This window comes from Bradyrhizobium diazoefficiens (assembly GCF_016616885.1).
In the GTDB taxonomy this organism is placed as follows: Bacteria; Pseudomonadota; Alphaproteobacteria; order Rhizobiales; family Xanthobacteraceae; genus Bradyrhizobium; species Bradyrhizobium diazoefficiens_F.
Genome location: NZ_CP067102.1, coordinates 5417505 through 5439092 on the forward strand (window position 1 = coordinate 5417505; position 21588 = coordinate 5439092).

Here is a 21588-nt window from a genome sequence, read left to right on the forward strand (position 1 = left end):
TCCGAACCAGCAGAACGCGTCGCACCTACTGACATGCGCATTACGCTGTAAAGCGCGCCGACACGCCATCGCTTCTTGCCTTGTTGAGTACCACGCCAACCACATTTTCGTGTCGAATGACATCGAGCCCACGCTTTGCAACGTCAATTTTCGTCCGGCTCGCTTCAATCACAAAGATGAGCGAGTCCAACGCGCATACTGTCGCCTGCACGTCGGCAGACGGCGCCACCGCAGATAGATCGACAATCACGTACTCGTACGATTCGCGTAGAGTCTGAAGTAACCTATCGAAAGAGCCCGTCGACAGAACTTCACTCGGATAGATTTCTCGATTGTTGCCCAATGGCAGCAAAGCCAACTGCGTTGTTGGCTCGATCCACGTTGTCTCACGCAGCGAAGCCCGTCCCGCCATGACGTCCAAAAAGTCAAATTCGGCGCCTGGAGCCAATTCGGCCGACAGTGAGCGCTTTCCCGAGTCGCAGTCCACCAAAATTACTCTCGCTCCACCACGCGCCATCAATAACGCCAAGGCGGCTGCAACGGTGGACTTTCCCTCGTCGGGGTATGTCGAGGTGATCCCAATAACCTGGCTTCGCTGACCGTTACGATTCATGGAATCGAGAGTTAGTTTTATCTCGAGAAACGCTTCGGTAAATCGGGATCGCATTGCATCCGTAACAGTCCAGATAGGACTGTCGGTGCGCGCGATGTTTCTTGAACCGCGGTCGAATGCCAAAACAGGCTCGTGACGATGCGTACCACTCCCGAACAGCGCGTACGTCCTCGAGACCAGTTCCGCGCGCAAGCCAGCCAGCCTTGCTTTCGGACCCTGCTCTTCGATGCAAGCAGACCTCATCAGAGCGCTGTGGGACCTCACCCTCGGGATAACTGCGATGCACGGCATTCGAAGCTCCTTGCTGACCTCCTCGCAGGTGCGGACGCCTCGATCTGACTGATCGCGCAGCATTGCGATGGCAATGCCAAGAAGCGCCCCGCCAATGGTCGCTATTGCAAGCACAATTCCCGCCTTCGGCGAACTGGCCCTCAAAGGAGGCCTCGCCCCGGACAGCACGTGCGCATCTAACACCGGCGTTGCTTGTTGTTGCGCATCCATGTAACGCAGCGCACGGAGGAAATTGTCATAAGTCGTTGCGGCGGTTTCCGCGGCGGCTCCCAGCTCACGGAGCTCCCTTTGCGTCCCCGGCGTCGATTGCGAAGTGTTTGCACTGATAGCATCTGCGGAGTCCGCGATATCTTTCCTGTCCCTCTGATAATCCGCCAATGCTTTCTTGGCGGCTGATGCTCGACTACTTAGTAGGTTCAGCCGATCCTTGACCCATTTCTCACTCCGCAAAGACGAGTTGTATTTTGCGTCTAATTGAGCCGCGACATATGTTTCAGCGACGGCGTTTAAGATCTGCGCCGCTCGCTCTCGCTCACCAGAAGCGAAGGTGACCTTGATAATATACGTAAGGCCGACGCGCTCAGCCGAAAGTTTGCGTTCGAAGGATTCGACGGCATGGCTCATTGCGTCAGATTTGGTTTCTGGTCCACTCCAGCCGAGCAGCCGAGATATCGATCGGCCTACCGTGCGCACTACGCTATCGTTGCCGGCAAACTCCGGATCTTCTGCCAGATCCAATTGCTGTATCACCGCACGAGCGATATTCTCAGATTTTATGATCGCGATGTGGCTCTCCACGATCGTTGATACGGACGTAGCATCTGTGGGAGCCGCCTTCGAGTCCACTACGAGTTGCGCGTCCGCAGTAAACGTCGGTGATGCGGCAATCAGGTAGAGCAGGCCAACGCCAAGTGATAGCGAACACGTCAGCAATATGATCGAGAGCCGTCGTCGTACAAATGCCACCGCTTCAGCCAGGGATTCGGTTGGCAAACGAAATTCAGGCGGCAAGCTGTCCGGACCGTCCGGATTTGCCGGGTTATTCTCTCTAGTAATCTGCAGCATTGTCTCTTTCCAGCCGCTTACAGTTGCACCACCAAGACTCCGCACATCAGATGAACGAAGCGTGTGATTGATCAGGACGAATGCCCGAGTCCAATCCGCTCCGGGATTTATCAAGCAAGAGGTCGGCTAGAGGCAGATGCAGTTGATAGAAGACGGCCGCGAAATCGGTCCCAACGACGACGATCAGAAATTCGTTAGCCGCTGCCATAGACAACAAGGCAGCCATTCTCTTGCTGCCACTTGCCGGAACTGCCCTGTCGAGATTGACCAGATGCGCCGGAAACACCGAAAGTGCCGAAAAGCTGATAACGGCCGGCAAACTGATAAATGACGCACTATTCATCGCATCAGCCACACGCTGTCGACAGCTCGACCCTCGCAGGCAAATCGGTAACATTTCGGTAGCGGGGTGGGAAATGGCAATAAATGGGTAGAGTTGGAGGAGTAACTCCGGAAGTGGCTTGAGCCGCAGCTATCCCATGGGCCGGATGGTAAGTTTCGTCAATTGATGACCGATCGATCCAACATGGCGAAGGAAGAAGACGTTGAGCGGCCTGGCATCAACTAGGGAACACATAGGTTCTTGGATCCCTAGCAGGCCGTCGAAAAAGGTGCCCCCGCCGGCGACCGTGATTCATTGTCTCCGACGATTCGGAGACGGGCGTGCGCGGTGGCGACAATCGAACGGGCGAACTGTTCAGCTACGTTGACCTGGGAGCGCGGGTGCGGCGTGATCATCCGCTGCGAGCGATCCGGACGAGTGTGAACGAGGCGCTGTCGACGCTGGAGCGCGAGTTTGCCGCGCTCTATTCGCCGATTGGACGGCCGTCGATCTCGCCGGAGCCTGCTGCGGGCGATGCTGTTGCAGGCGTTTTATTCGATTCGCTCGGAGCGGCTTCTGATGGAGCGGCTGGCGCAAGGCCGCGGGCGCAATGCCGAAGCGGACTTCCATGGCCAGAGACGCTCGAATGGCACCCTTGCCTCGACCACCGATCCCGACGCGAGGCTGTACCGCGGTGGTAAAGGCAAAGCTGCTTCATCGGGCACGGGCTGATGGAGAACCGCCACGGCATGCTGGTCGACGCCTGCCTGACGCTGGCTGAAGGGCATGCCCAACGGGTGGCCGCGCTGCACATGATTGAGCCTCATGCTGACAGGCTGACGGCGATCACCCTTGGCGCCGCGTCGTCGAGATCGAAGCACAGGGTCTCGTTGAGCAGCTCATCGCGCATCCGGCCATTGAAGCTCTGGATGAAGCCATTCTGCATCGGCTTTCCCGGCGCGATGAAATGCCAGTCGATCACCGCGTCCTTTCTCCAGGCCGGCATGGCGTTGCAGGTGAACTCGGTGCCATAGTCGGACACGATCATTCCTGGCTTGCCGCGCGTTCGACGATCGCCGTCAGTTCTCGGCCGACGCGCCGTCCTGAGATCGACGTATCCGGAATGGCCCCCAGACACTCCTCACGTCGTCGACGACGTTGAAAATACGGAAGCGCCGGCCGTTGGCAAACTGGTCGCCGCCGCTCGTTGGCGAGATCGCGCAACCGGCCGTGCAGAGCAGTGCCTGGAGGGCGGCTGGAGCCGTAGCGGATGATCTTCCGATCCGGGCCGACGATCGAACGGGCCCGCCGTTCTGACGGGCTCATGACGGCCTGCAGATGCGCGACCGCAGCGCGCTTGGCGGCGGGCCCTACCATTTTTTGAAAGAAGCTCGCGAAGGGCGGCCGCATCGAGCATCCTCTCGGCCGGGAGCTTCTTCAGCTTCCGTTCTCCTTTTCCAGCGCCTCTAACCGCTTGGCCTCGGAAACATCCATGCCGCCGAATTTGGCCTTCCAATTGTAAATCGCCGCCTCCGAGATTTCATGCTTGCGAACCAGGGCAGCCGTCTTTGCCCCAGGCTGATGCTCCTTCGGCACCGCGATAATCTGCTCTTCAGTGAACCTTGCTCGCTTCATCTGTCCGTCCTTCTTCAGGCCGGACTCTAACTCTATCTGGAGAAAATACGCAGTGGCAGGTCACACGAAGAAAACGATCGCGCGCTCACGATCAATTGGCGCCATACGTGGGGGACGTGTTGCCGCCATATGCAAGTGCATAAAATCACATTTTGAAATTTTTTTTGCCATACTTTCTAAATAACCCACCAGCCAAGCAGTTGGGGGGCAACGACTTCCAAATTCCCGCTGCTTTGAAACCTGCTCGCGGTGCCTGGCTGCCGATGCGCTCGGCTGCCGGTACCCGGCTGCAGACTGGAGTCTGTCGTGCGTCTTCGTGATGCGCAGCAGTGGAATTTCCTATCTTCAACGTTCAAAAGGATCTCGGAATGACTCTTTCCGTACCAGTAATCAAGTCAATCACCACCAAAGCAGGGACTGTTGTTAGCGGATCCACCGAAGTCAACGAGCTGATGTTGCATGGGACGGGTGAGGCCAACAGCACGCTGAACGTGTTCGACGGCACGACTTTCCTCGGCACGACCACAGCGGACAGCTCCGGCGCATGGGCCTTTGCGCCCAGCGCCTTGTCGAACGTCGCCCGGAGCTTCACCGCAACCGCTACGGACGCAACTGGCACAAGTGCGTCATCGGCAGCAATGGCCGTGAACGTCGTGCCGAACATTACCAGCTTCTCGGGTGCGGCTGATGCGACGACAACCGTCAATGGAGTGGCCGGTGACAACTTGAACGCGAACAAGCCTTGGAGCCTGACGGAGCCTGATAGCCATACGCTCCGGTTCGAGGTTCGCCCGGGGGATCATTATCACGATGAGACAAGTGACGGCGGCCTGGCCGAACGTTCTGAGATAGAGATGTGGAGGAAACTCTATCAACCAGATACACAAATAAATGTATCCTACGGTTTTACGCTAGAGCCGGGAGCGGCAAATAATGCACCATGGACGGTGGTCGGCCAGATGCACAATCTCTCTTCCGGTCCACCCCCATTTTCTGTGGCCATGTACGGCGAGAATATGACCATCATCGCACGCGGTCCCGACGGTGCGGAGAAGGACATCTATAGGGACCCGAACCCCATTGCGCGGGGCCACGAGTATCAGATGGACACCCAGGTCATGTTTGGCAGTGACGGAAACGGCACTCTCAAAGTCTGGCGGGATGGGGTGCAGATCGTCAATTACTCTGGACCGCTCGGAGGTGGGAGCGGCGATGGTTACTATTGGAAGGAGGGCGTCTATCGCGCGTCAGGCGGCACGAACACAATGGCGGCGGACTATAGCAACCTGCAAATAACAACCGGGCCGGCACCCGTGCCATCCGCACCCCCGAAAGAGACGCTAGGTGGCACACCACCGGCAACCACACCACCGGCAACCACACCACCGGCAACCACACCACCGGCAACCACACCAACCGCGCCAACCGTCGCGCCGACAGTGACGCAGGCCTCCGCTTCGCCGGGGACGGGAATCGAGCATGCCGGCGATACCATCACATTCACGCTCGGCTTCAGCGAAGCCGTGACCGTCAGCGGCAAGCCGACGTTGTCACTCAATGACGGCGGAACGGCCACCTATGTTGGTGGCTCAGGCACGAACTTGCTCACCTTCAAGACGACGGTCGCGTCGACCGACACCAACACCTCGGCGCTCGCCATCGCCCAAGTCAATCTCCCGAGCGGCGCGAGCATCAAGGATGCTGGCGGTCTTGCGGCGAATCTCTCGGGCGCGGTAAAGACGTTCTCCGGTCTGGAGATCGATCCGATCCTGCCGGCGGTGACGCAGGCCACAGCCTCTCCTGGAACGGGCACCGCACTCGTAGGAGACACAGTCACGCTCACCCTCGCCTTCAACGAGGCCGTGACGGTGACGGGTAAGCCAACGCTGGCGCTCAACGATGGCAATGTCGCCACCTATGTCGGCGGCTCCGGGACCGGTGCGCTCACCTTCAAAACGACTGTCGCGTCGACCGACACCACGACCTCGGCGCTCGCCATCACCGGGGTCAATCTTCCGAGCGGTGCGAGCATCAAGGATTCCTCCGGTGTTGCGGCGGACCTCGCGGCGGCGGTGACGACGTTCTCTGGCCTCCAGATCGATCCGCCGCCATCGACAGCGCCAACCACCCCGCCAAACGTCGCGCCGACAGTGACCCAGGCGTCCGCTTCACCAGGCACGGGAGTCGAGCATGTCGGCGATGCCATTACAATGACGCTCGGCTTCAGCGAGGCCGTGACCGTCAGCGGCACGCCGACGTTGTCGCTCAACGACGGCGGAAAGGCTACCTATGTCAGTGGATCTGGCACGAACTCGCTCACCTTCAAAACGACCGTCGCATCGACCGATACGAACACCTCGGCGCTCGCCATCACCGGGGTCAACCTTTCGAGCGGCGCGAGCATCAAGGATGCCGGCGGTCTTGCGGCGAATCTCTCGGGCGTGGTGAAGACGTTCACGGGTCTCCAGATCAATCCGACGTCATCGACGGCCCCGACCAGCCCGACCAGCCCGACGTCGTCCGTGGCCAAGCCGGACCTCACCATCAAGGATAACTCGCTATCGGTGGCCGGGAGAGGTGGTCACGTCGACCTGGGGACCACGGTGACAACGACCGACGCCAACGACGTCGTGACCGTGAACATCACGGGTTTGCCGAAGTACGAGACGATCACCGACAACCTCGACGGTAAGACGTTCAGCGGAAAAAATATTACCCTGACGGCCGCTCAGGTCGATAGCGGACTGACACTGACGTCGAACTACATGGGCGGGGCCCATCCGGTTGCGACGCTCACGCTGATGGCAAGCGCGAAGGATCCGACCACCGGTGCGGACTCGACGGCCTCACCGCAGACCATCACCGTCACGGATCCTCGACCTGCGACCGATCCGACTCAGCATCATGGGGGACACCATGACTGTGCGGGCCATGGCTCTGCGCTGCTCAGCCAGATCAGGGATCAGATCACCGGCGGTGGCGTTGCGACCTCAGGGCAGCAGTCGATCGGAGTGACGGATTCGTCATCTGCGGCCGGCACGAGCACAGCGACGCAGGCAAACCAGAGCTTTGCGCTGCTGAACCAGTACCTGGCCGGCCACACCGGCCGGGTCGATCCCGGGCAGATGGTTGCGGCCGTGTCGCAAGCCTCTGGCTGGGCGCAGGACTCGCTCCTGACCAGACCGCAGCACTGACCCGGCGCCGCACCCAGGTGCGCTGGCGCTTGGGTGCGGCACCATCAGACTTGAAAATGCATAAGAGGCAACATCGAGGGCGGCCATAGCCGCAAACGCTTCGATTGTCGCTTACGCGCGTTCGTCCCGGCTGGCTCCGTCGGTCGCGATCTTTCCGCGACCCCGCACCGACGCAATCTGACCGAGAAATCACGTGTCGGCGGTAAATACGTGGCTCTTACATACGTGTGTATAAATCACATTTTGAAAGTCTTTTTGCCATTTTTGCTTATTAACCAACCGGGCCAGCAGTTGGGGGGCAGCTTCCAAAATCCCGCTGCTTTGAAATCCCCTCGCGGTTCGAGGTTGGAATGCTTTGAAGTGTGCTCGTGGTGGTGGCGAGCATGCGGTATGTCGCGCGCCTTCGCTATGCGCGGCAGTGGAATTCCCGTCTTCAAGTTGGCCTGCCAAGAAGGTCGTAGAGTGGTGCGGTGTCGAATGGCGCCGTCTGGTGTCAGGACCCGTTCCTGACCAGGCCTCAGCACTGATCCGCTTCCGCGGCCATGCGCCCGGCGTTCGGGTGCGGTAGCACCAGTTTTGGAAATGCATAAGGAACATAAAGGCGGCCGGGTAGCCGCGAAGGGTTGAGTAAAAAAATGGCGATCCAGAACGGAAATGCCCACGCCGCAGATCTAGGGCTTCGCGCGCTAGCTCTGTTCCTGCGCCTTCATGGCGTGAACGCTGAGCCCGACCAGCTCCGCGATCGCTGCGGGAGTCGCGAGATCGGCGTCCGTGCGATGCTTCGCTGTGCACGCGAGCTCGGGGTCGAGGTCCGTGCGTGCACGATGCGCTGGAAGCGACTTGCGGATATCCAACTGCCCGGAATCGCTTCGCTCCGTGATGGTGGATTCCTGCTTCTCGGCAAGATCGACGGTCAGGCGGCCCTTGTGCTGCATCCAGCCGCGGCGCGTCCGAAGATCATGACGCGCGCGGAATTCGAAGAAGTCTGGGACGGCCGTTTGATTCTGCCCGGATCACGGAATCTCGCGGAACGGGTGCTCCACTCCCTTGTCGGCATGAGTGTCAGCGTGCGTGACCTGGCGCGCCGCTCCGTCGATGCCGCGACGCACGCGGGCAATCCCTTGATGCCTGCCCGGGATGTCTTGATGCGCGCCCGGGATGTCTTGATACGCGCCCGCGATACGCTGATGCACGCGCCTGCGGCCGATCGAAGCGACAATGTGGCCGCCTCGACGAGCGATCAATTCCCGGCGGCGAGCGCGGAGTCCGAGAGCGGCGATGAATCGGGCCTCATCGCTGTGACGATCCTGCTGCGTTGCCATGGCATCGCGGCCGACCCGGATCAGATTCGGCATCGGATGGGTACGGCGAGGGTCGGCGTCGCCGAGATCCTGCGCTGCGCAAAGGAGTTCGGGCTCAAGGCACGGATACAGAAGACGAGCTGGAGCCGGCTTGCAGTGACTCCGCTGCCCGGTATCGCGGTGCTGCGTGACGGGGGATATCTGATTCTTGGCAAGGTGATCGATGACGGTCTCCTGGTTCAGCGCCCGATGTCTCCCCGCCCGGAAACAATAACGCAAGCCGAACTCGATGCCATCTGGGACGGCGACGTCATCCTGATGACCCGGCGCGCGACCCTGACGGATCTGTCCCGGCGCTTCGATATCGGCTGGTTTGTCGGCGCAGTTCACAAGTATCGCCGCCTCCTCGGCGAAGTGCTGGTCGCCTCGTTCTTCCTCCAGATCTTTGCCCTCATCTCACCGCTGTTCTTCCAGGTCGTGATCGACAAGGTACTCGTGCATCGAAGCATGAGCACGCTCGATGTTCTGGTCATCGGCCTTGTCGCGCTGACCGTGTTCGAGACCGTTCTCGGAACGCTGCGTGTGTATCTGTTCGCGCACACGACGAACCGCATCGACGTCGAGCTCGGCGCCCGACTGTTCCGTCATCTGATGGCGTTGCCGATCGCCTATTTCCAGACACGCCGCGTCGGCGACTCGGTTGCGCGCGTCCGCGAGCTCGAAAACATTCGCCAGTTCCTGACGAGCTCGGCGCTCACGCTCGCGATCGATCTCCTGTTCACCTTCGTCTTCCTTGCGGTGATGTTCTACTATTCGACGACGTTGACGCTGATCGTCATGGCGTCGTTCCCGTTCTACATCGGCATTTCTGCGGGGGCCGCGCCGCTGTTCCGCCGGCGCCTCGACGAAAAATTCAATCGTGGCTCCGAGAATCAAGCCTTCCTGGTCGAGAGCGTGACGGGCGTGGAGACGCTGAAGGCAATGGCGGTCGAGCCGCAAATGCAGCTGCGCTGGGAGGAGCAGCTCGCCGCCTATGTGAGCGCGAGCTTCCGCGTGCTCAGCCTGAACAACACGGCGAGCCAGGCGGTCCAGATGATCAACAAGCTGGTCGTCGCCGCAACGCTTTACTTCGGCGCCAAGTTGGTGATCGGCGGCGACCTGTCCGTCGGCGAGCTCGTCGCATTCAACATGCTGGCCGGCCGCGTGAGCACGCCGGTGCTGCGGCTAGCGCAGATGTGGCAGGATTTCCATCAGGCCCGCCTGTCGATCGATCGCCTCGGCGACATCCTCAACACCATTCCCGAGCCGAGCTTCAATCCCGGCCGCGCCGCTCTGCCGCCGATCCGCGGGCAGGTCATGTTCGAGCATGCGAGCTTCCGCTACCGCATCGATGGCCCCGAGGTGCTGCACAACGTCTCGTTCAGCGTCGAACCCGGTCAAGTCGTCGGCATCGTGGGCTCCTCCGGCTCGGGCAAGAGCACCATCACCAAGCTGATCCAGCGTCTCTATGTGCCGGAAAGCGGCCGCGTGCTGGTCGACGGCGTCGACCTCGCGATGGTCGACCTGGCCTGGCTTCGACGCCAGATCGGCGTCGTCCTGCAGGAGAACGTGCTGTTCAACCGCTCCGTTCGCGAGAACATTGCGCTCGCGGACCCGTCGCTGCCGATGGAGCGCGTGATCGAGGCGGCGACGCTCGCCGGCGCTCACGACTTTATCCTGGAGCTACCTGAGGGCTACGACACGATCGTGGGCGAACGAGGCAGTAGCCTCTCGGGCGGCCAGCGCCAGCGCATCGCCATTGCTCGCGCGCTCATCACCGATCCGCGCATTCTCATCCTCGACGAGGCGACCAGCGCCCTGGACTATGAGAGTGAACGCGCCATCCAGCAGAACATGAAACGGATTTCCGCCGGGCGGACTGTGTTCGTCATCGCGCACCGTCTCTCGACCGTACGTAACGCGAACCGGATCATCACACTCGAGCATGGCCGTATCGTCGAAGACGGCAGTCATGATGAGTTGATCCGCTCGAACGGACGTTACGCAAACCTCCACTACCTGCAGGCCGGAATCCATGACGTCCGCTAGCCGAAACATCATCGCCTTTCCTCGAACCGAGGTTCGCCGCCGTCCGCACGAAATCGCGTTCCTGCCGGCAGCGCTCGAGATCACCGAAGCACCGCCCTCCCCGATCGGGCGCGCGATCGCGGCGAGCATCATCGCGGCCTTCTGCATAGCGCTCGTGTGGGCCGCGGTCGGAGCCGTCGATATCGTCGCAACCGCGACCGGCAAGATCGTGCCAGGCGGGCGCACGAAGCTGATTCAGCCATTCGAGACGGGGCTCGTTCGCGCGATCCATGTCCGCGATGGGCAGACCGTCAAGGCCGGAGACGTCCTGATCGAGCTCGATCCGACGATGACGGAGGCTGACCAAGAGCGCCAGAAGAGCGACTTGCTCGCTGCCGCACTCGACGTTGCGCGGCTGCGAGCGGCGCTCTCGGACGATCCTCTTGCAGCCTTCCGGCCGCCGCAGAACGCGGGCCGCGCCGAGGTCGAGATGCATCGCCAGTTTCTGATCAGCCAGCGTGCGGAGCAGAACGCCAAGCTTGCCGAGATCGAGCGCCAGCAAGGGCAGAAGGAGGCGGAGCGGGCGACCACGTCGGCGAGCGTCGCCAAGTTGGAGGCAACGATACCGGTGTTGCAGGAGCGCGTCGACATTCGCAAGAATCTCGTCGACAAGGCATTGGCTTCGAAGGTTGTCTATCTCGCGGAGTATCAAGAATTGGTCGGCCTTCAGCAGGATCTTGTCCTGCAGCAGCGACGGCTTGGCGAAGCCGATGCGGCCATCGCCCTGCTGAAGGAAACGAAAGAGAGGACCGCCGCGGAGTATCGGCGCTCGACCTATGACGCACTCGCCAAAGCCGAGCAGAAGGCTGCGAGCGCCCAGCAAGAGGTCATTAAGGCCGAGAAGCGCACCAAGCTCCAGCAGCTGACCGCGCCGGTAGATGGCGTCGTGCAGCAGCTCGCCGTCCATACCGTGGGAGGCGTGGTGACGCCTGCACAGGCGCTCGCCGTGGTGGTTCCGAGCGAGAGTCAGCTCGAGATCGAGGCGATGCTCTCCAACCGCGATATCGGGTTTGTCCATCCCGGACAAAAAGCGGAGATCAAAGTCGACACCTTCAACTTTACCCGATACGGGCTGCTTCATGGCGATGTGCTTAACGTGTCGTCGGACGCCATTACGCGCGACAGGCACCAGGGCGAGTCGAACGACCGGGCGCCGGGTGCAGCGCAGAGCGGCAGCGAGCCGAGAGGGCAGGAGCTGGAATATGCCGCGCGCGTTTCGCTTGACCGGACGCACATGCAAATCGAGGACAAGCTCGTGAAGCTCGGCCCGGGTATGGCTGTTACGGTCGAGATCAAGACTGGCACGCGCAGGATCATCAGCTACCTCCTCTCGCCCCTGGCGAGATACAAACAGGAAGCGCTACGCGAGCGGTAGACCAAGCGGAGGCGCCTTCGATGCGAATTGCGGGAAGCCGGAGGGCAATCACGGCGCGCCATAGCGTTTTCGAGCGAAGTGGCGACCGGTTCGCGCGAAGAAACGCGTCAAAACAAGACTCTAGAGCCCTTGGGTTCTGATTCAATCAGAACCCAAGGGCTCTAGTACGGTTCATCCGGCAGAGGGTGAGCGCCGGACGATCGAACTAGGCTAGGGTCCGGACTCAATTGATCCACCAAGTTATTGCGGCTGCCAGAAGGATCGCAGACAGGAAGATGTCCGCGCGCTTGTCGTATCGGGTTGCGATCCGGCGGAAGTCCTTGAGACGGCAGAACATCCACTCGATGACGTTGCGGCCTTTATAAGCAGTCTTATCGTCGCGATGCGGATGCTTGCGGGTCGGATTTGGCGGGATCACCGCCTTGATGCGGCGCGCGGCCAGTTCGTCGCGCAGGCTCCTGGCGTCGTAGGCTCGATCAGCCAGTAGACGGCGCGGGTTGCGGACCATGCCGATCAAACCTCGTGCACCGACCATGTTGCCCGGGGTGATCGAGATGGCAAGCGGACGGCCGATATCGTCGGTTAGCGCGTGGATTTAGTGGTCTGCCCGCCGCGCGAGCGGCCGATCGGATTGTTGAAGGCCCCCTTTGCGCCGGCAGCGGAACGATGGGCTTTGACGTAGCCCGAATCCACCGACATCGATCCGTACATGCCGGTCGATCCGGTCAGGGCGTAAACAATATCCGTCCAAATCCCCTGTCGGCTCCAGCGGTTGAAGCGGTTGTAGACCGTCGTATAGCGGCCGTAGCCTTCCGGGCAATCGCGCCAGCTCGAACCAGATTTCAGCATGTGCACAATGCCGCTGATCACGCATCTATCATCGACCCGATGCGCTCCCTTGCATCCTCGTGGTAACAGCAGCTCGATCCGCCGCCATTCCGCGTCGCTCAGCCAGTAGACCTGTTTTGCCATTCAAGCCTCCCTTTCCGCTGAGCGGCTTGAATCACAATCCAATTCCAGATGGAATCCCTATTGCGTACAGACCCTTAGGGCGAATGAACCCAGATTGCGCGTTCCACTCCAAACCTTTCGCGTGTTCGCTCACTTGAACCAGATCCGACCTGGAAGAAGGGGTGGAAATTCCTTGTCGGATATGTGGGCGTTATTGGATGGCAGAGAGGATCTAACCGTTACTTGAAGCAATACACATGCACAGGACACGAACCGCGATGATGTCCAGTTCGCCATTGTCGGGAGTGGGCGGGAACTGGAGCAGGTCAGAAGCTTGCAAAGGCCCTTGAACTGGACGAAATTGGTTATGTTCACTGGCCGTGTCGATGATGCTGCACTAATTACAATACTCTCCACGGCAGACGCCCGCGGAAATCCGGATCGTCCCAGCTCGATGAACGACAAATCAACTATGCACAAGATCATGGAATCTCTAATTCACAAACTCACACAACCCGCCTTCCTCGATTCCGGTGAAGGCTCACTCCCTTAAAACTATGTCCGCTCCACTAGTGTCCGCCCCGACGCGACCGCCGCTGCCAGCCGTACTTGCCGGCAGAAAAATCTGGATCGACCTGGAGAACACGCCGCATGTTCCGTTTTTCAAGCCAATCATCCGCGAACTGGAACAACGCGGCTACACGGTAGTGCTGACCGCCCGCGACGCGTTTCAAGTGTGCGAATTGGCGGACAAGTTTGGATTGCCTTACAAGAAAATCGGCCGTCACTACGGCAAGAACCGCCTCCTCAAGGCATGGGGTCTCGCCTGGCGCAGCCTTCAATTGCTCGGCTTCGTGCTGAAGGAGCGTCCGATCATGGGATTGAACCACGGCGCGCGCGCACAGATCGTCATCTGCAATCTCTTCCGTATTCCGACGGTGATGATCATGGATTATGAACATTCCAAGACACCGGCGATCGTGGCTCCGCGTTGGGAAATCATTCCCGAGGTTTTGTTGAGCGAAACTCTTCACGCCAAGTCGAAAGAACGCATCCGCAAATATCGCGGCATTAAGGAAGATGTCTACGCACCGGAATTCAAGCCAGACACCTCCCTCAGCAAGCAACTCAATCTGGGCGACAAGGAGATCGTCGTCACGGTTCGTCCGCCCGCGACGGAAGCGCATTATCACAACCCCGAAAGCGAAAAGTTTTTCATCGAGTTCATGGAACGAGTGATAGCGAGCCCTGCGGTGAAGGCGGTTTTGCTGCCGCGCAATAAAGCGCAGGAATCGCACATCCGCGCCAACTGGCCGAAGTGGTTTGAAGGCGACAAGGTCATCGTTCCCAAACAGGCCGTCGATGGCTTGAATCTGCTCTGGCATTCGGACCTCGTGGTCAGCGGCGGCGGCACGATGAACCGCGAAGCCGCGGCGCTTGGTATCCCAGTTTACAGCATTTTCCGCGGCAAAAGCGGCGCGGTGGATCGCCACTTGCAAAAAGAAGGCAAGATGGTGCTCATCGAAACCAGCGCCGACGTCCAAAACAAAATCCTGCTCCAACGCCGCGACCGCAACGCGGCGGCCAACGGCGGGGCCCGCAGCGCTTTGAGCGATATCGTTCGCGAAGTGGAAGGCATCGTTCGCGCCGATTGCCGAAAATGATTCAACAGCTCGCAGCTCCTGGCTTCCGGATGACCTGTTGGAGCGAGGCGATCGAATGATCGATGGCGCTCTCGATCGAGGGCGCATGCCGTTCATTGATACGACCCTGCCCTCGGTCGTCGCGCGCTTTTCGGACGAGTTTCTGATTGGTGGCAACGGCGGTAGGGCCGTGCCGCGCGCCGCAGTGGGCAAAGTCCTTCCACGGGAAATTGTCCGACGGAAGAAGGTTGGATCCCCCGTTCTCCATCGGAGAATGGTTCAGAGGTCCTTATCGCGATTTGTTCAGGGATGCTGGTGCGCGAAGATCCAGCTTGGCGGGAATCATCAGCCGGCCACAGCTTCGCACCCTGTAAGCGGAGCACCCTGCCGGACGACAGACTTGCAAAGAATAATCTGGTCGTTGACGAACCTCGAGATGTCCTCCGCACGTTCAAGCTGACAGCCTGCATGCCAGCCGAAGCAGTAACTGCTCGCCTCGCGCCCTGGATGGCTTGCATTTACCTCTCGAACCAGCACGGAACATCCGAGCTAATTAGTTCTGCCGCACAATTTTCGCTGGAAGACCATTATCGTGCAGCGGAGGCGTGGGAGCCCGCCTCCCGTCTGGAATACCTGATGATCGCGGCATTGTGCTGGCGAGCTTCAGATCAGAATCACTGCGAAGGTGCCTGAACTCCAGCTCGCCCCGTTCCGCATTGATCAAATCGTCGTACGAAAGCAGTGGAGAGCGAAACTTCTTGGATGCGTAGATCTTGTGCTTCGAAAGAACCACCAAGGCATCGGCCCATCCATCAACCGCTTCGAGGGGGAACAGCTCGAGCTCCCAAGCTTTCACGAAAGGGTCATGGCAGCGGATTTCGTATCGTTCGGAGAGAAGGGTTGCTACTTGCAAGGCCGGTGTTTCTCGCGCATCGTCTACGTCCGGCTTGTAACTCACTCCCAACAATCCGAGCTTCCTTACGGACGGACTAATCTTCCTTTGAATTCGCTCGACGGTGTGCTTTGGCATCTCGTCGTTCAATTCGCGCGCCGCCCTAATTACATTGAGACCATCGATGTCCTCGGTCAAAAACCACGGATCGATGGCGATGCAGTGGCCTCCAACGCCGATTCCCGGTTGCAAAATGTTGACGCGCGGATGTTTGTTCGCAAGCTGAATCGCGGTCGAGATGTCGAACCTGAACTTATCGGCAATCAGGGAAAATTCGTTCGCGAGAGCGATATTGACGTCGCGGCAAGTGTTTTCCATGAGCTTTACACACTCCGCGGTCACGAGGGTTGTCTTGTGAATCGCCCCCTTCGTGAATGTCGAATAGAGGCGCTCCGCTCTCTGTGCTGCTTCCGGCGATGTGGCGCCGATGACGCGGTCATTGTGCACAATCTCATGTAGCGTGTTGCCGGGAATCGCCCGTTCCGGGCAATGCGCGACTTCGATTTTCAGATGTTTCGATTGGAGGATTGGAAGTACGATGTCTTCACAGGTCTTTGGCTTGATCGTAGATTCGATGATGAGAAGATTTCCGTCTTTCATCACAGGAAGAAAGCTATTCACGGCCGAAATAACAAACGACAAATTGCATTTCTTGTTTTCGTGCGGAGTCGGTACGGCCACAACGAAAACGTCCGCCGCCGCAGGCTCCGTCTGAGCCTTGAAGCGCCCAGCCTTCAAGGCCGCCGTTAGCAATTCCGGAATGCCTTTTTCTTCAAACGGGCAGAGGCCGCTGTTAATCTCATTCACCTTCTTTCCGTTGAGGTCAAAGCCGGTAACCCTTACGCCCGCGTTCGCAAGCAAGAGCGAGGTCGGAAGTCCCATATAGCCAAGGCCCGCAACGCAAACGGTGTCATGCGTTCGCGGAGCCGGCTGTACATGTAGGCCCATGACGATGTCGAGAATTCTCTCGGCGGTGTGGCCGTCTCCAAATGGATTCGTCCAAGGGGGCATCGGGCGATTGAGAGCCGCGACCATCGCCTCCGCGTCTCGGTGCACCAAAACATTCGCGCCGACGTCGACGGTTTCGGGCCGCTCCGTGCGATCGCGAATCGTCACGCAAGGTATGTGCAGGATGCAAGCTTCTTCCTGCACACCACCAGAATCAGTAATGACTGCTTTGCAATTCGAAAGCAACGTCAAGAAATCCGAATAGCCGACAGGCTCGGTCCAGGTCAGATTTGCCGGCAGCCGGATTCCACCTTCCTTGAGCACTTTCTGGGTGCGGTGGTGAATCGGCCAGCAGACATCTCCGGGGATTTTCCCGATCAGCCCAATGATTTCGTTCAGCGCATCGGGATCATCGACGTTCGCGGCCCGATGGCAGGTGAGAAGGTAATAACGCTCTTTTTGCAATTTCAGTTCGGAAAGAATTCGGCTGTGTTTCTCCGCTCGAGCACGATTGGAGAATAGTGCGTCGACAATCGTATTACCGACTTTGAAGATCTTCGACTCCGGCAAACCTTCTTTCTTCAGGTGACTGACCTGAACATCGGTGACCGCGAATAAATAGTCCGAGACATGATCGGCGATGATCCGGTTGCTTTCTTCGGGCATGGTTTGGTCGAACGAGCGCAATCCAGCCTCGATGTGCCCGACCCTGATATGGAGCTTATGTGCCGCGAGGGCGCCCGCAACTACCGTATTTGTATCTCCCTGGACCAACAATACGTCCGGCTTCTCCGATATGAGAATCGGCTCGAGCGCGATCAGTATGCGGCCTGTTTGGTTCGCATGACCGCCGGAGCCGACGTTCAAATTGTATTTCGGCGCGGGAAGATCGAGTTCCGCGAAGAAGATCCCGTCGAGCTTCTCGGAGTGATGTTGTTTCGAATGAACGATGAAGTAGTCGAGCTTCCGGTGCTGGCATTCGCGAATGACCGGCGCCATTTTTATGATTTCTGGGCGAGTGCCGACGAGAATGGCAATTTTCATCTATCCTCCATGAGCGGCTCAAGCATGAGGCCTGGTACTGATGCATCACAAACTGGCTACCACATCTTGGATCTTGGTTTGAGGTCTGCGGCCCGGCGGACCGAACCAACCTTGGGATCAACATGCGCAGCTGCCAACGGTGCAAGCCGGACCGCATTCCGGACCCGGCATGACCGAGACGATGTTGACGGCAAGGTACGGCATTGCCGCATTTCTGGTCGCTCACAGCTCGGGATGATTTGCTCACGCGCTCAAGTCCTCGCGAACGATAACAATTCCCATGCGTTGGCGAACACCTGCCGCCGGATGTCAGAACATAGGATATCCAGTATTTGCCCCATATGCGGACCCTTATGGGTTACCCCGATCGGTTTCTGCTTCTTACGCGAGCGGACGGCGCAGTACGTCGCGGGCGCAGTCACGATGACCTGTCGTTAGCCGTGGTGCTGAAGCGCGCAGGCATTTCTCTCAGACAATATCCGTCGTGCTGCCCTCTGTTCCGCGTCGATCTTCGCCGCCGTTTTCTTCTGGGAGACGCCATTGATCTAGTCCTCGGCCGTCCCTTGCGGTTGATTTCGCGGTCGTCGTGGTCGTCGCTGCTGGAATGTTTCTACAGACAATATTCCGATACAGCTGATTGCACTTCCGATGACTGGTTGTCATCTCCAGGAGACCGCCCTCTTGGACCCGGACTTCTGTTCTCTCTGTTGGGCGCAACCCCTCGGCTTCGTGCACCGGACTATGTTGAACATGGAGCAGGCTCGTAGAGAACGACTGCTGATCTCTGCCAGCGCCTAGGCACGCCGGCCAACAACGGGATCCAGAAATTCATTGATCAAAACAAGGGCCGCAGCTCTTTGTCGCAACTGGCGCGGCAGTTGCGTTTGAAGGACCCTGGGGTGACAAGGCTTTTTGTCCGCGTGACCAGCCATTTAACCTTCGTCTACGACCGAAGCTACAAAAGCGGAGCGCGGGGGGTATCACGGTGTACCCCAAAAGAGCGTAGATCATTACCCGTGTTCTTCGGCAGCGCGCGCGCCCAATCGGTTATCTTGATGAGCGCACGTTAAACGTCCTGCAAGGAGCCAACATGCCGAAAAATCATGATCGCGACGACGCGGAAATTCAGATCGCGAACGACGGCCCGTCGATCGCGGTCATCGGCTGCGGCTACTGGGGTACGAAACACATCCGTGTCGCTTGCGATGTACGTGGCGCGAGGATGGCAATGGCCGTTGATCCGCGGCCTGACAGATTGGAATACATCAGCTCACAGTATCCTTCCGTCGCTGTTTCGCGCGACATCAGCGCGGTACTGAATAGTCCCTCGATAGACGCAGTCATTCTTGCCACCCCTGTGGAGACGCACTTTGAATTGGCGCGGGCGGTCCTCCAGGCTGGAAAGCACGTGCTCGTCGAGAAGCCGTTGGCCATGAAGAGCACGGAATGCCGCGAACTGAATGTGATCGCCGAACAGCGCAAGCGCGTTCTGATGGTCGGGCACACGTTCGAGTACCATCCGGCCGTGACGGTCATGCGCCAGATGATTCAGAGCGGCTCTCTTGGCGAGCTTTACTACATCGACTCGCGGCGCCTGAATCTCGGTCTCTACCGACATGACGCCAACGTCCTTTGGGACTTGGCGCCGCACGACCTCTCGATCATCTACTACCTTCTGGAGGAGAAGGCGCAAAAAATCGGCGCTTGGGGTTGCTCGCACGTTCTGCCGAGCGTCGAGGACGTTGTTTACGCAAAGCTGGGCTTCAAGAGCGGCCCGACCGCCCATGTGCATGTTTCCTGGTTGGACCCGGTCAAGGTGCGCCAGATCACGATCGTCGGAAGCGATGCGATGCTGGTGTTTGACGACGTGCAGCCGTCCGAGAAGGTGCGCGTTTACCAGAAGCGATTCAGGCCGCAGATCGACGGCGACTCCTACGCCGACTTCCAGTCGGCCTATCATCATGGAGACGTTCATATCCCCGCGATATCCAGCACCGAACCGCTGAAACTCGAGATACTCGACTTCGTCAATGCGATCGTGACCGGGGAACGGCCACGCGCGGACGGATTGCACGGGCTGCGTGTTGTCGAAGGGCTCGAGGCGGCATCGGCGTGTCTACGTCGCAAGCAACAGCGCCGTACCATCAGTAAGGATCAACCGGGGTTCCGGCGGCAGAACGTGTCGGTGGGAGGTCCCGAAATTGCCGTCACATGAAGCCACGCGGCGGAATGCGGCTTTGCGGGAATCTGCCAAACGGGCGCTCGATGTCGCAATCAGCGTTCCTGCGATTGTGGTGCTGGCCCCCGTCTTCATATTGGTGTGGATCATCATCCATCTCGACAGTCCCGGACCCGCGGTTTTTTGCCAACGTCGAATCGGGCGAGACGAAAAACCGTTCAACTGCTTCAAATTGCGGACGCTCCGCCACAACTCCGACCAAAACGTCCATCGCGAGGCGATCCGGCGCGCCTGGGCGAACGAAGCCCTCTCGAACGATCCTGATGCCCCCTACAAGCTGACAGACGATCCTCGCGTGACGCGTGTGGGGAGACTGCTGCGGAGAACCAGCCTCGACGAGCTGCCTCAACTCCTCAACGTGCTGAGGGGCGAAATGAGCATCGTTGGTCCGCGGCCAGCGATTCCTTACGAACTCGAACACTTCCGGGACTGGCATCATAAGCGTCACATTGTGAAGCCCGGCATCACTGGAATTTCCCAGGTCCGCGGCCGCGGCCGTGTCTGCCCCGAAGTCATGCTCGAGATGGATGTCGAGTATGCGATGAATTGGACCTTGTGGACCGACCTGAAGTTGATTGCGCTGACCTTTCCCGCGGTTCTGCGGGGGCGCGGTGCCCGATGAGTTGCTCGAGTGACAGAGCCGGATTCTCGTGAGGTTCGACAAATGCAAATTCCGTTCGTCAATCTTAAAGCGCAATATGAGACGCTAAAGGACGAGGTGGCCGAAGCAATTCGGGGCATTCTCGACTCCGCGCAATTCATTGGCGGTGAGGCGCTTGCCTCGTTCGAAAGAGATTTTGCCGCGTACTGCCAGGCGCGCCATGCGCGCGGTGTGGCCAACGGCACGGACGCGCTTCATCTGGCGCTGCGGGCCTTGGGTATTGGTCATGGCGACGAGGTCATCACAACCGCTCATACCTTCATCGCGACCGCGGCCGCCATCGTGGCGACGGGAGCGCGGCCCGTGTTCGTCGATATCGATCCTGATAGCTGCACCATCGATCCCAGGATGATCGAGCGCGCCCTGACGGATCGTACAAAAGCGATTGTCCCAGTTCACCTCTTCGGTCAGCCGGCCGATATGGATCCAATCAAGGACATCGCGCGGCGACGCGGCCTTTATGTGATAGAGGACGCGGCCCAGGCGCACGGAGCGGAATACCAGGGGGTCCGAACCGGGGCGCTCGGAGATGTCGCATGTTTCTCGTTTTACCCCGGGAAGAACCTCGGGGCCTACGGCGACGGCGGAGCGATCACCACCAACAATGCCGCCATCGCCGAGCGGATCGAACGACTGCGTGACCACGGTCGAACCAACCACTACAGCCACGCCGAGATCGGGTTCAACAGCCGGCTCGACGCTCTCCAGGCGGCAATCTTGCAGGTCAAGCTCCGGCGCCTGGATGAATGGAACGCCAATCGGCGACGCGCTGCAGAGTGGTACGCCGCGGAGTTGGCGCAGTCGGGGATCAGGACGCCGTTCGTTCGAACGGGATCGACGCACGTCTACCATTTGTATGTGATCGCCACGAACGAGCGGGACGCAATACGCAACAAGCTGAACGAGGCCGGCGTGGCGACGGGGATCCATTATCCGGTGCCGCTTCATCTGCAGCCTGCTCTCGTTCATCTCGGCTACAGGCAGGGCGACCTGCCGTACTGCGAAGCGATGGCCGCTCAATCACTGTCCCTGCCCATGTTCCCCGAGCTCACACGCGACCAGGTGCGCCGTATCGCCGCGATTGTGCGCGCTGCGGCCGGGCAGGACGGCCACGAGAAATCGCGGCGGGAGTCAACATATTCGCCTGCCGCGCTGCGCGCAGAGGCCGCGAAGGAGTTGCGATGACTCGAATTAGTTCATGGGCGGTCGTCGAGACCGAGGCGATTG

The 21588-nt window shown here is 59.4% G+C and carries 12 protein-coding genes and 2 pseudogenes; 9 read left to right on the forward strand and 5 right to left on the reverse strand.

Features of this window, described 5'->3' with window-relative positions; translation table 11 throughout:
- Positions 1-40: 40 nt before the first annotated feature.
- Positions 41-1969, reverse strand: a complete 1929-nt coding sequence (locus JJC00_RS25445) for a Wzz/FepE/Etk N-terminal domain-containing protein (protein ID WP_200468623.1) — start codon at positions 1967-1969, stop codon at positions 41-43.
- Positions 1970-2015: 46 nt separating this feature from the next.
- Positions 2016-2324 carry a hypothetical protein gene (locus JJC00_RS25450; protein WP_200468624.1) on the reverse strand — a complete coding sequence of 103 codons (309 nt, stop codon included), beginning with the start codon at positions 2322-2324 and terminating at the stop codon, positions 2016-2018.
- Between the two features lie 308 nt (positions 2325-2632).
- On the opposite strand from JJC00_RS25450, the pseudogene JJC00_RS25455 reads away from it, so the two are divergent.
- Positions 2633-3151 (forward strand): annotated as a pseudogene (locus JJC00_RS25455) (transposase); the annotation flags it as partial.
- On the opposite strand, the pseudogene JJC00_RS25460 reads toward JJC00_RS25455, so the two are convergent.
- Positions 3151-3926: pseudogene (locus tag JJC00_RS25460) on the reverse strand (transposase); the annotation flags it as partial. The pseudogenes JJC00_RS25455 and JJC00_RS25460 sit on opposite strands and share 1 nt — an antisense overlap.
- Positions 3927-4294: 368 nt before the next feature.
- Here JJC00_RS25460 and JJC00_RS25465 point away from each other — a divergent pair.
- The 3 genes from JJC00_RS25465 to JJC00_RS25475 all read left to right on the forward strand — a co-directional run bounded on the left by JJC00_RS25465 (position 4295) and on the right by JJC00_RS25475 (position 11923).
- Positions 4295-7120, forward strand: a complete 2826-nt coding sequence (locus JJC00_RS25465; RefSeq protein ID WP_200468625.1) for a heparin lyase I family protein — start codon at positions 4295-4297, stop codon at positions 7118-7120.
- Between the two features lie 713 nt (positions 7121-7833).
- Complete coding sequence (locus JJC00_RS25470) at positions 7834-10509, forward strand: type I secretion system permease/ATPase (protein ID WP_433996534.1); 2676 nt, start codon at positions 7834-7836, stop codon at positions 10507-10509.
- The gene (locus JJC00_RS25475) at positions 10496-11923 is read left to right on the forward strand and encodes an HlyD family type I secretion periplasmic adaptor subunit (RefSeq protein WP_200468627.1); all 1428 of its coding nucleotides are present in this window, start codon (positions 10496-10498) and stop codon (positions 11921-11923) included. The genes JJC00_RS25470 and JJC00_RS25475 overlap by 14 nt, the downstream gene beginning before the upstream one ends.
- Before the next feature lie 223 nt (positions 11924-12146).
- Here the strand turns inward: JJC00_RS25475 and JJC00_RS25480 are convergent.
- Positions 12147-12895 (reverse strand): IS5 family transposase gene (locus tag JJC00_RS25480; RefSeq protein ID WP_200468628.1). Its coding sequence is split into 2 segments (ribosomal slippage): positions 12147-12517 and positions 12517-12895, totalling 750 coding nucleotides; the frame shifts between segments, so codons are not numbered across the junction.
- Positions 12896-13446: 551 nt separating this feature from the next.
- On the opposite strand from JJC00_RS25480, the gene JJC00_RS25485 reads away from it, so the two are divergent.
- Positions 13447-14538 (forward strand): DUF354 domain-containing protein, encoded by a 1092-nt coding sequence (locus JJC00_RS25485; RefSeq protein ID WP_200468629.1) that lies wholly within the window; start codon positions 13447-13449, stop codon positions 14536-14538.
- A 55-nt stretch (positions 14539-14593) separates the two neighbouring features.
- Positions 14594-14977, forward strand: coding sequence for an asparagine synthase-related protein (locus tag JJC00_RS39020; protein ID WP_200468630.1), 384 nt, complete (start codon positions 14594-14596; stop codon positions 14975-14977).
- A 93-nt stretch (positions 14978-15070) separates the two neighbouring features.
- On the opposite strand, the gene wecB is transcribed toward JJC00_RS39020, so the two are convergent.
- A complete protein-coding gene (gene wecB / locus JJC00_RS25495; RefSeq protein ID WP_200468631.1) occupies positions 15071-17461 on the reverse strand; it encodes a non-hydrolyzing UDP-N-acetylglucosamine 2-epimerase in 2391 nt (796 codons plus the stop codon).
- 1090 nt (positions 17462-18551) lie between these two features.
- On the opposite strand from wecB, the gene JJC00_RS25500 reads away from it, so the two are divergent.
- From JJC00_RS25500 to JJC00_RS25510, 3 genes are read left to right on the forward strand one after another with little or no spacing between them, the layout of a single operon-like run.
- Complete coding sequence (locus JJC00_RS25500; protein ID WP_200468632.1) at positions 18552-19676, forward strand: Gfo/Idh/MocA family protein; 1125 nt, start codon at positions 18552-18554, stop codon at positions 19674-19676.
- A complete protein-coding gene (locus tag JJC00_RS25505) occupies positions 19663-20322 on the forward strand; it encodes a sugar transferase (RefSeq protein ID WP_200468633.1) in 660 nt (219 codons plus the stop codon). Before JJC00_RS25500 ends, JJC00_RS25505 begins: the two co-directional genes overlap by 14 nt.
- 42 nt (positions 20323-20364) lie before the next feature.
- A complete protein-coding gene (locus JJC00_RS25510) occupies positions 20365-21546 on the forward strand; it encodes a DegT/DnrJ/EryC1/StrS family aminotransferase (RefSeq protein WP_200468634.1) in 1182 nt (393 codons plus the stop codon).
- Positions 21547-21588 lie beyond the last annotated feature (42 nt).

Bases quoted from the DNA above. Each gene is read 5' to 3' on its own strand.
- JJC00_RS25445 (WP_200468623.1), bottom strand. From the start codon at position 1,969: ATGCTGCAGATTACTAGAGAGAATAACCCGGCAAATCCGGACGGTCCG.
- JJC00_RS25465 (WP_200468625.1), top strand. From the start codon at position 4,295: ATGACTCTTTCCGTACCAGTAATCAAGTCAATCACCACCAAAGCAGGG.
- JJC00_RS25475 (WP_200468627.1), top strand. From the start codon at position 10,496: ATGACGTCCGCTAGCCGAAACATCATCGCCTTTCCTCGAACCGAGGTT.
- JJC00_RS39020 (WP_200468630.1), top strand. From the start codon at position 14,594: ATGATCGATGGCGCTCTCGATCGAGGGCGCATGCCGTTCATTGATACG.
- wecB (WP_200468631.1), bottom strand. From the start codon at position 17,461: ATGAAAATTGCCATTCTCGTCGGCACTCGCCCAGAAATCATAAAAATG.
- JJC00_RS25500 (WP_200468632.1), top strand. From the start codon at position 18,552: ATGCCGAAAAATCATGATCGCGACGACGCGGAAATTCAGATCGCGAAC.
- JJC00_RS25510 (WP_200468634.1), top strand. From the start codon at position 20,365: ATGCAAATTCCGTTCGTCAATCTTAAAGCGCAATATGAGACGCTAAAG.